15 protein-coding genes are annotated in these 8,293 nt (G+C 43.0%); 1 reads left to right on the forward strand and 14 read right to left on the reverse strand.

Annotated elements, in window-relative coordinates:
- Positions 1-10 precede the first annotated feature (10 nt).
- Genes rplE through rpsJ form a run of 14 tightly spaced genes read right to left on the reverse strand, consistent with a single transcriptional unit; the run spans position 11 to position 6,380 of the window.
- On the reverse strand, positions 11-553 hold the full coding sequence (rplE, locus tag DY78_RS10150) for a 50S ribosomal protein L5 (protein WP_024624518.1): 543 nt from the start codon (positions 551-553) through the stop codon (positions 11-13).
- A gap of 31 nt (positions 554-584) precedes the next feature.
- Complete coding sequence (gene rplX, locus DY78_RS10155; protein WP_024624519.1) at positions 585-896, reverse strand: 50S ribosomal protein L24; 312 nt, start codon at positions 894-896, stop codon at positions 585-587.
- A 33-nt stretch (positions 897-929) separates the two neighbouring features.
- Positions 930-1,298, reverse strand: coding sequence for a 50S ribosomal protein L14 (rplN, locus tag DY78_RS10160; protein ID WP_003638070.1), 369 nt, complete (start codon positions 1,296-1,298; stop codon positions 930-932).
- Positions 1,299-1,340: 42 nt separating this feature from the next.
- Positions 1,341-1,610: a 30S ribosomal protein S17 gene (gene rpsQ, locus DY78_RS10165; protein ID WP_024624520.1), complete on the reverse strand. Its 270-nt coding sequence runs from the start codon at positions 1,608-1,610 to the stop codon at positions 1,341-1,343.
- 22 nt (positions 1,611-1,632) lie between these two features.
- A complete protein-coding gene (rpmC, locus tag DY78_RS10170; protein ID WP_024624521.1) occupies positions 1,633-1,827 on the reverse strand; it encodes a 50S ribosomal protein L29 in 195 nt (64 codons plus the stop codon).
- Positions 1,817-2,251 (reverse strand): 50S ribosomal protein L16, encoded by a 435-nt coding sequence (gene rplP, locus DY78_RS10175; RefSeq protein ID WP_024624522.1) that lies wholly within the window; start codon positions 2,249-2,251, stop codon positions 1,817-1,819. The genes rpmC and rplP overlap by 11 nt, the downstream gene beginning before the upstream one ends.
- A gap of 2 nt (positions 2,252-2,253) precedes the next feature.
- Positions 2,254-2,910: a 30S ribosomal protein S3 gene (gene rpsC, locus DY78_RS10180; RefSeq protein WP_024624523.1), complete on the reverse strand. Its 657-nt coding sequence runs from the start codon at positions 2,908-2,910 to the stop codon at positions 2,254-2,256.
- A 13-nt stretch (positions 2,911-2,923) separates the two neighbouring features.
- The gene (gene rplV / locus DY78_RS10185) at positions 2,924-3,271 is read right to left on the reverse strand and encodes a 50S ribosomal protein L22 (RefSeq protein WP_003638065.1); all 348 of its coding nucleotides are present in this window, start codon (positions 3,269-3,271) and stop codon (positions 2,924-2,926) included.
- Positions 3,272-3,291: 20 nt separating this feature from the next.
- Positions 3,292-3,567, reverse strand: coding sequence for a 30S ribosomal protein S19 (rpsS, locus tag DY78_RS10190; RefSeq protein ID WP_024624524.1), 276 nt, complete (start codon positions 3,565-3,567; stop codon positions 3,292-3,294).
- A gap of 39 nt (positions 3,568-3,606) precedes the next feature.
- Complete coding sequence (gene rplB / locus DY78_RS10195; protein WP_024624525.1) at positions 3,607-4,446, reverse strand: 50S ribosomal protein L2; 840 nt, start codon at positions 4,444-4,446, stop codon at positions 3,607-3,609.
- 23 nt (positions 4,447-4,469) lie between these two features.
- The gene (rplW, locus tag DY78_RS10200; RefSeq protein ID WP_024624526.1) at positions 4,470-4,763 is read right to left on the reverse strand and encodes a 50S ribosomal protein L23; all 294 of its coding nucleotides are present in this window, start codon (positions 4,761-4,763) and stop codon (positions 4,470-4,472) included.
- On the reverse strand, positions 4,763-5,386 hold the full coding sequence (rplD, locus tag DY78_RS10205; protein WP_024624527.1) for a 50S ribosomal protein L4: 624 nt from the start codon (positions 5,384-5,386) through the stop codon (positions 4,763-4,765). Before rplD ends, rplW begins: the two co-directional genes overlap by 1 nt.
- Positions 5,387-5,404: 18 nt before the next feature.
- Positions 5,405-6,034 carry a 50S ribosomal protein L3 gene (rplC, locus tag DY78_RS10210; protein ID WP_024624528.1) on the reverse strand — a complete coding sequence of 210 codons (630 nt, stop codon included), beginning with the start codon at positions 6,032-6,034 and terminating at the stop codon, positions 5,405-5,407.
- A 37-nt stretch (positions 6,035-6,071) separates the two neighbouring features.
- Complete coding sequence (rpsJ, locus tag DY78_RS10215; RefSeq protein ID WP_024624529.1) at positions 6,072-6,380, reverse strand: 30S ribosomal protein S10; 309 nt, start codon at positions 6,378-6,380, stop codon at positions 6,072-6,074.
- A 1,042-nt stretch (positions 6,381-7,422) separates the two neighbouring features.
- Between rpsJ and DY78_RS16885 the strand changes: the two genes are divergently transcribed.
- Positions 7,423-7,716 carry a DUF2992 family protein gene (locus DY78_RS16885; RefSeq protein WP_051385208.1) on the forward strand — a complete coding sequence of 98 codons (294 nt, stop codon included), beginning with the start codon at positions 7,423-7,425 and terminating at the stop codon, positions 7,714-7,716.
- Positions 7,717-8,293 lie beyond the last annotated feature (577 nt).

Raw genomic sequence — 8,293 nt, forward strand, 5'->3', positions numbered from 1 at the left:
CCCCCTTCGATTATTTAGTAAATGGCATGCCAAATTGAGTTAATAACTCACGTGATTCTTCATCACTATCAGCAGTGGTTACGATAACGATATCTAAACCGCGAACACGGTTAACATTATCATAGTTGATTTCTGGGAAGATCAATTGTTCACGGACACCCAATGTGTAGTTACCGCGACCATCGAATGAACGCGTGCTAACACCATGGAAGTCACGAACACGTGGTAATGAAACGTTGATCAACTTGTCTAAGAAGTCATACATACGTTCACCACGTAAATCAACCTTGGCACCGATTGCCATACCTTCACGAAGACGGAAACCAGCGATAGATTTCTTTGCTCGCGTAACCAAAGGCTTTTGGCCGGAGATCAAAGTCAATTCTTCAACTGCTTCGTCTAAGTTCTTAGCGTTAGTGACTGCATCACCAACACCCATGTTCAAAACAATCTTAGCCAACTTAGGAACTTGCATTACAGAAGTGTAATTGAACTTGTCCACTAAAGCTGGAACGATTTCTTTTTCATATTGAGCTTTTAAACGGTTTTCCATGAAACTTGCTTCCTCCTTTCAGTCAAAAATATTAGTTTTCTAAGTCTTTGCCAGACTTCTTAGCGAAACGTACACGCTTGCCATCTTCGCGACGAACACCTAAACGAGTAGGTTCGTTAGTTGATGGGTCAAGGAACATAACGTTGGAAGCATCGATTGGTGCTTCGACATCAACGATACCGCCTTGTGGGTTAACGTTCGTAGGTTTTTGGTGTTTCTTGATCTTGTTAACACCTTCAACAACGACACGGTTCTTGGCTGAGATAACTGACTTAACAGTACCTTCTTGGCCACGATCCTTACCGCTGATTACCCGAACTTTATCACCAGTTTTAATCAACATTAGGTTGCGCACCTCCTTATTTACGGTGTGTGACTACAGAACTTCTGGAGCTAATGAAACGATACGCATGAAGTCTTTATCACGTAATTCACGAGCGACCGGTCCAAAGATACGAGTACCTTGAGGGGTCTTGTCATCACGGATAATTACGGCCGCATTTTCGTCAAATTTGATGTATGAACCATCGGCACGATGAACACCAGACTTAGTACGAACAATAACAGCTTTAACGACATCATGAGCTTTGACAACACCACCGGGTGTTGCTTGTTTAACCGTAGCAACGATGATATCACCAATATTAGCAGTCTTGCGACCAGAACCACCTAAAACCTTAATAGTAAGGATTTCACGGGCACCGGAGTTGTCAGCAACTTTTAAACGACTTTCTTGTTGGATCACAGTAAGTGTCCTCCCTTCATGTAATTTTATTCAGCTAATAAACTAGATAATAACAGCTTTTTGAACAACTTCAATTAAGCGGAAACGCTTTGTAGCTGAAAGAGGACGAGTTTCCATGATCTTAACGATATCGCCAGTCTTGGCTTCATTGTTTTCATCATGAGCCTTGAATTTCTTTGAATAACGAACACGCTTGCCGTAAACCGGATGGTTCTTGTAAGTTTCGACAATGACAACGATGGTTTTGTCCATCTTATCTGAAACAACGCGTCCTTGGATCACCTTACGGCTGTTACGAGTATCTTCACTCATTCGTGATTGCCTCCTTTATACTCTACTTGTTTAACTCTTGTTCACGCAACGCAGTTTTAATACGCGCGATATTCTTACGAACTTGTTTTAAACGAGCGGTGTTTTCAAGCTGACCAGTGGCCAATTGAAAACGCAAGTTGAAAAGTTCGTCTTTGTAAGACTTTTCTTTTTCGAGCATTTCAGCAGTGGACAATGCTTTAATTTCCTTAGCCTTCATCTGATTCGCCACCTACTTCCTCACGCTTAACAATCTTAGTTTTTACAGGTAACTTAGTGCCGGCCAAGCGTAAAGCTTCGCGAGCAACTTCTTCGGAAACGCCACCGACTTCAAACATAACCTTGTTACGTTTTACTGGGGCAACCCAACCTGCAGGAGTACCTTTCCCATTACCCATCCGCACACCAACACCTTTTTCAGTGTAGGATTTGTGAGGGAAAATCTTAATCCATACCTTACCGCCACGCTTCATGTAACGGTTCATAGCAACACGGGCAGCTTCAATCTGCCGGTTACTAATCCAGTGTGATTCGAGTGTTTGTAAACCGAATTCACCAAAAGCAACTGTTTTACCGCCCTTAGCTTCACCGCGCATTTTACCACGGTGAACACGACGATACTTAACCCGTTTAGGTACAAGCATGTTTATTTTCCTCCTTTAGCTGCAGATTTCTTTTCTGGCAAGATTTCGCCACGGTAGATCCATGTCTTAACACCGAGCTTACCATAAGTAGTCATGGCTTCAACCCATGAATAATCAATGTCAGCACGGAGCGTATGCAATGGAACAGTACCGTCTGAGTATGCTTCAACACGTGACATGTCGGCACCGTTTAAACGGCCGGCAACTTGTGTCTTAATACCCTTAGCGCCTGAACGCATAGTGCGTTGCATAGCACCACGCATTGCACGACGGAATGCCACACGGCCTTCCAATTGACGTGCAATACTTTCACCAACTAATTTAGCATCTAAATCAGGTTTCTTGATTTCGATGATGTTGATGTGTACTCGTTTACCAGTTAAGTTGTTCAATTCTTTACGAAGTGCTTCTACTTCAGAACCACCCTTACCGATAACCATCCCTGGTTTTGCGGTATGGATTGAAATGTTCACGCGATTTGCAGCGCGTTCGATTTCAACGGTGGAGACGGAAGCGTCGGCAAGTCGTGTTTCAATATACTTGCGGATACGTAAATCTTCGTTTAAGTAAGCAGCAAAATCTTTTTCAGCATACCATTTTGCTTCCCAGTCGCGAATGATTCCGACACGTAATCCGGTTGGATTTACTTTTTGACCCACGCGTTATTCCCTCCTATTTTTCAGTAACTGTGATCGTAATGTGGCTAGTCCGCTTGTTGATTGGTGAAGCAGAACCTTTGGCACGAGGACGGAACCGTTTTAAGGTTGGTCCTTCATTTACGAAGGCTTCGCTTACGACCAAATCTTCACGATCTAAGTCAAAGTTATTTTCAGCGTTAGCAACTGCTGAAAGCAATACCTTTTCAACTACTGGAGAAGCACCCCGTGGAGTGAACTTCAAAATTGCTAAGGCTTCGGCAACGCTTTTACCTCTGATAAGATCGACAACTAGGCGGACCTTACGAGCGGCGATACGAACAGTTTTTGCAGTTGCACGTGCAGATGTTACTTGTTCAGCCATTCTTTATATCCTCCTAACTATTACTTCGTTGTCTTATCGTCTGTACCATGACCATGGAATGTCCGTGTAGGTACAAATTCACCTAACTTGTGACCGACCATATCGTCTTGGATGTAAACTGGGACATGCTTGCGCCCATCATAAACAGCGATAGTGTACCCAATGAAACTTGGGAAAATTGTTGAACGACGTGACCACGTCTTGATGACAGATTTCTTGTCAGAATCAGATTGTGCATCGATTTTCTTTAAAAGATGCGCATCTGCGAAAGGTCCCTTCTTTAAACTACGACCCATCGTGTGACCTCCTCTCGAGAACTACAGTAATTAGAATTTTTAGTGTTTGCCTGGACGACGACCACGAACGATAAGCTTGTTTGAACGAGCCTTCTTGTTCCGCGTCTTCTTACCAAGAGTCTTCTTACCCCATGGTGACATAGGAGATGGATGACCGATTGGCGCTTTACCTTCACCACCACCATGAGGGTGATCGTTAGGGTTCATTACAGACCCACGAACTGTTGGACGCTTACCTTGCCAACGAGTACGACCGGCTTTACCTGAGTTGATCAATTCGTGTTGTTCATTACCAACAGTACCAATAGTGGCACGGCTAGTTAAAAGAACTAAGCGAACTTCACCAGATGACAAACGTACGATCGCGTACTTGCCTTCTTTACCAAGTAATTGCGCTGAGGTACCAGCTGAACGAGCTAATTGACCACCTTTACCAGGCTTCAATTCGATGTTGTGGATCACAGTACCAACTGGAATGTTAGTTAATGGTAATGCGTTACCAACCTTGATGTCGGCTTCGGCACCTGATTGAACTTGCATCCCAACTTCCAAACCTTTTGGTGCTAAAATATATGATTTCACACCGTCAGCGTAAACTAATAAAGCGATGTTAGCTGTCCGGTTAGGATCATATTCGATTGCTTTAACGGTTGCTGGAAGTTCATCCTTAATCCGCTTAAAGTCAACCAAACGGTATTGTTGCTTATGACCGCCACCACGATGACGAACAGTGATGTGACCATAACTGTTACGGCCGGCAGTGTGACTTTGTGAGTCTAATAATGACTTTTCTGGTTTAGTCTTAGTAATTTCGGCGAAATCAGAACCAGTCATATTACGACGGCCGTTAGTGGTTGGTTTATACTTCTTAATACCCACTAGAGTTACCTCCTAAATTAGATTTATTGTTGATCGTCGTTGAACAACTTAATTTCGTTAGAATCAGAACTTAAGGTAACAATAGCCTTACGACGCTTCTTAGTGTAGCCGGCGTAACGACCTTGACGCTTAAATTTCCCTTTAACGTTCATAACGTTAACTTTAACGACTTTAACATCGAAGATTTCTTCGATAGCTTTTTTAACTTGTGTTTTTGTTGCCTGTACGTTGACATCAAATGTATAGCGCTTGTCGTCCAAGTCAGCCATAGATGCTTCAGTAACTACAGGACGTAAAATTACATCGCGTGCTTCCATTATGCGAGCGCCTCCCCTAATTGATCGAGGGCTTTTTGGGTAACGACTAATTTGTCACTGTTAGCAACATCTAAGACGTTAACACCTTTGGCTTTAAGGATCTTAACATTTGGTAAGTTACGACCTGCCAAAGCAGCCTTTTCGTTGTCCTCTTCAACCAAAACAAGAGTCTTGGTGTCTACATTGAGGTTGTTTAATACGTTAGCAAATTCTTTCGTCTTAGGTGCGTCGAAAGCTAAAGTTTCAACGGCAACTAAGCTGTTGTCTGCAACCTTTTGTGAAAGGACAGACTTAAGAGCTAAGCGCATAACCTTCTTAGGTAATTTATAGCTGTAAGAGCGAGGAGTTGGTCCGAAGACAATCCCACCTTTACGCCATTGTGGTGAACGGATAGAACCTTGACGCGCACGACCGGTACCCTTTTGACGCCATGGTTTACGACCACCACCGCGACGAGCACTACGGTTCTTAACTGCGTGAGTTCCTTGACGCATTGATGCACGTTGCATCAAGATGGCATCAAAAACCACGTTTTCGTTAGGTTCAATCCCAAAGATTGCGTCGTTTAAAGTAACGTCACCATTTTGCGTACCGTCTTGTTTGTATAATGCTACGCTAGTCATGTATTATGTCCTCCTTTCTTATTTACTCTTTACTGATGTTTTAATCGTAACGAATGATTTGTTTGCGCCAGGGACATTACCCTTAATTAATAAGACGTTGTTTTCAACGTCGGCACGAACAACCGTTAAGTTTTGCATCGTCCGTTGGTGATTACCCATCCGGCCTGGTAATTTCTTACCTTTGAAGACCCGGTTGATAATGGCACCTAATGAACCAGGACGACGATGGTAACGAGAACCATGGGCCATAGGGCCACGGCTTTGACCATCTTTATGGATATTACCTTGGTAACCATGACCTTTAGTGATACCCGTAACGTCAACGGCGTCGCCGGCTGCAAAGATATCAGCCTTGACTTCGTCACCTACTGTGTAATCTCCAAGCTCAACATTACGAATTTCACGAATGAAGCGCTTAGGAGTCGTTTTTGCTTTTGCTGCATGACCTTGAGCAGGTTTGTTCGTCAAGACTTCACGCATGTCATCGACACCTAATTGGATTGCTTCGTAACCGTCGTTTTCGACAGTCTTAACTTGCAACACCGTGTTAGGTTGAGTTTCGATAACAGTAACTGGGATTAATTCGCCAGCTTCAGTGAAGACTTGCGTCATTCCTACCTTTTTCCCTAAGATTCCTTTAGTGGTCATGAGTACACCTCCAATTAATTGATTTTATTTTTGTAAATTAAAGCTTGATTTCAATATCTACACCGCTAGGCAAGTCTAACTTCATTAATGAGTCGACCGTCTTAGGCGTTGGGTTAACGATATCGATTAACCGCTTGTGAGTCCGCATTTCGAATTGTTCGCGTGACTTCTTGAACTTATGTGGTGAACGGAGAACCGTGTACACAGTACGTTCAGTAGGCAATGGAATTGGACCTGAAATAGTAGCACCAGTTCTCTTTGCCGTTTCAACAATCTTGTCAGCAGATTGATCAAGAATACGGTGTTCGTATGCCTTTAAGCGAATACGAATTTTTTGCTTTGCCATTGTTGTGACCTCCTTCGTCTATTTTGAAAATAAGACTAGCTCCGTGAAAATTACCGCCACGTCCCATGACAATGTGGCCGGGCGTGTCGCAACCTTTCACATCAAAGCTAACTACGACTACTTGATGTCGGGGGGATACACTTATCCCCTTCTAAATACCAAGCACAATCTATAATAACTGAAAAGCTTTGTAATAGCAAGTGCTCTCGCACTTTTTTCAAACCATCGTTGTAAACCGTGTTACCTTTTTTGAACCAGCATCAATAAATGTAACATAAATCTGGTGAAAATAGTAGGCCTTTTAAGCTTTTATTTTCAGATTTAGCTTTTCGCGTTACATCTTTGCCTACTCGTCATTTGTCAATTGAACTACTGTGACCCTCTATGGCCAATTGGCGCAAAGACTAATTAGTAATATGGCACGACAACATTAAGCATAATACGCGCGTTTTTCTACAATTGCAAGTCGTTACACATTTTTAATTCAAAATCTTGGGATTGATTTAATTGCAGCCATAGTCCGCCTCCAGCCAGAAATGGGCACGCCGTGGTGCAGACCTGAAGCCAAAAAGCGGTCTTCAGGGCGGTTGGGTGCCTGGCATAGCCCACCAGTCGCCCAACTCGGCACATGTTCTAAGCGGCCACAAAACACCCGCTAAGAACATCGACACGGCGCGACCATTTCTGGCTTCCGGCTTTTTGCTATTTAAATGTAATCTACTACTTCCATACTTAGCAACTTCGTGTATCTTGATTCAACAATAATGCCAATCATGTTTGGCAGGCTAACAGCTACTATTCGCATAGGTAGTTTACATTGAATAATCCGTCAATTGTTAGGTGGACGGATTGTTATTCTCTGTAATGGCCGTTCTGTGACAATTCTTTAAAAGATGATCTTCATTACGTCATTCGTGCTATGCTTAACTATGCGAGATTAAAAACACAGTCTGGTTGGTAGTCCAGACGCAGCCTCCGCTGTCAGTAACCTGCCTTCCTTGGTTGTCCTTATTTCGTAACGAAATTTAAGGGAGGTGTTAGTTTGATCAACCGATGCAAACTAACAGTATTTTTTGATCAACCATTTTACCGGGGTGTCTTTGAAGTCACCACCGCCAACAAGTTACAGGTTGCCAGAGTCACTTTTGGCACGCAACCACCAACTATGGCACAGCTACAATGGTTGATTACCAATCGGTGGCTAACGCTCCACTGGACCCAGCCAACGACACTTGACTATTCAATAGAATGTCAAAGTTGGCAAGTTAAATTAAAACACGCGCACCGTGAAGTCAAGCGTCGGGAAAATTCCCGACCAGCGCAAACCGTTTTATAATTGGCGCATCAACAAAACTTACGTGAAAAAAAGCAGCGTCGAAAACTACAACGCCAAACCCATCAAGCCGAAGTTCGTTTGAAACGCCGCGCCAAACATTTAGCCAAGCACCGCGGTCATTAGTGGTAGTGTTAGCCGAGTATCATCGAAATACCGCAAACGCTGCTAGTAATCCGCAATGATTACTAGCGGCGTTTTTGGCACTTGCGTCCATAACTGACAATGCTACGCTAACCCGCGCTGACTGCCTGAATAGTGCTTATGTAGCTAGAACTCACTTATGCAGTTTAAACGGCTTAAAAGGCCGATTTACAAGGCTTCCGTTCAAATATATACAGTAGTGAACCGAAGAATATTCATAACTACGGTTAATTTACACATAAACAATGTTATATAGGCGTGATTTGAGGTCATATTCAGTTTTAAAACGAATAACTATTCATTTAAAATGATTAAAGCGGATTGTCATTCTACGCTAACATATGACAGGAGTATTGCTATCCCCATCTGCCCTAACTATGTTATGGTAGATTGTAAAATTAATCCGAACGCTGTTCGGACAAAAAAGATCAGCTTC

The sequence above is a fragment of the Lactiplantibacillus fabifermentans DSM 21115 genome, assembly GCF_000498955.2.
Lineage (GTDB): Bacteria > Bacillota > Bacilli > Lactobacillales > Lactobacillaceae > Lactiplantibacillus > Lactiplantibacillus fabifermentans.

What these genes read in the sequence shown, in the direction of transcription:
- rplE (WP_024624518.1), bottom strand. Translation starts at nt 553, where the DNA reads ATGGAAAACCGTTTAAAAGCTCAATATGAAAAAGAAATCGTTCCAGCT.
- rplX (WP_024624519.1), bottom strand. Translation starts at nt 896, where the DNA reads ATGTTGATTAAAACTGGTGATAAAGTTCGGGTAATCAGCGGTAAGGAT.
- rpsQ (WP_024624520.1), bottom strand. Translation starts at nt 1,610, where the DNA reads ATGAGTGAAGATACTCGTAACAGCCGTAAGGTGATCCAAGGACGCGTT.
- rpmC (WP_024624521.1), bottom strand. Translation starts at nt 1,827, where the DNA reads ATGAAGGCTAAGGAAATTAAAGCATTGTCCACTGCTGAAATGCTCGAA.
- rplP (WP_024624522.1), bottom strand. Translation starts at nt 2,251, where the DNA reads ATGCTTGTACCTAAACGGGTTAAGTATCGTCGTGTTCACCGTGGTAAA.
- rplV (WP_003638065.1), bottom strand. Translation starts at nt 3,271, where the DNA reads ATGGCTGAACAAGTAACATCTGCACGTGCAACTGCAAAAACTGTTCGT.
- rpsS (WP_024624524.1), bottom strand. Translation starts at nt 3,567, where the DNA reads ATGGGTCGTAGTTTAAAGAAGGGACCTTTCGCAGATGCGCATCTTTTA.
- rplW (WP_024624526.1), bottom strand. Translation starts at nt 4,763, where the DNA reads ATGGAAGCACGCGATGTAATTTTACGTCCTGTAGTTACTGAAGCATCT.
- rplD (WP_024624527.1), bottom strand. Translation starts at nt 5,386, where the DNA reads ATGACTAGCGTAGCATTATACAAACAAGACGGTACGCAAAATGGTGAC.
- rplC (WP_024624528.1), bottom strand. Translation starts at nt 6,034, where the DNA reads ATGACCACTAAAGGAATCTTAGGGAAAAAGGTAGGAATGACGCAAGTC.
- rpsJ (WP_024624529.1), bottom strand. Translation starts at nt 6,380, where the DNA reads ATGGCAAAGCAAAAAATTCGTATTCGCTTAAAGGCATACGAACACCGT.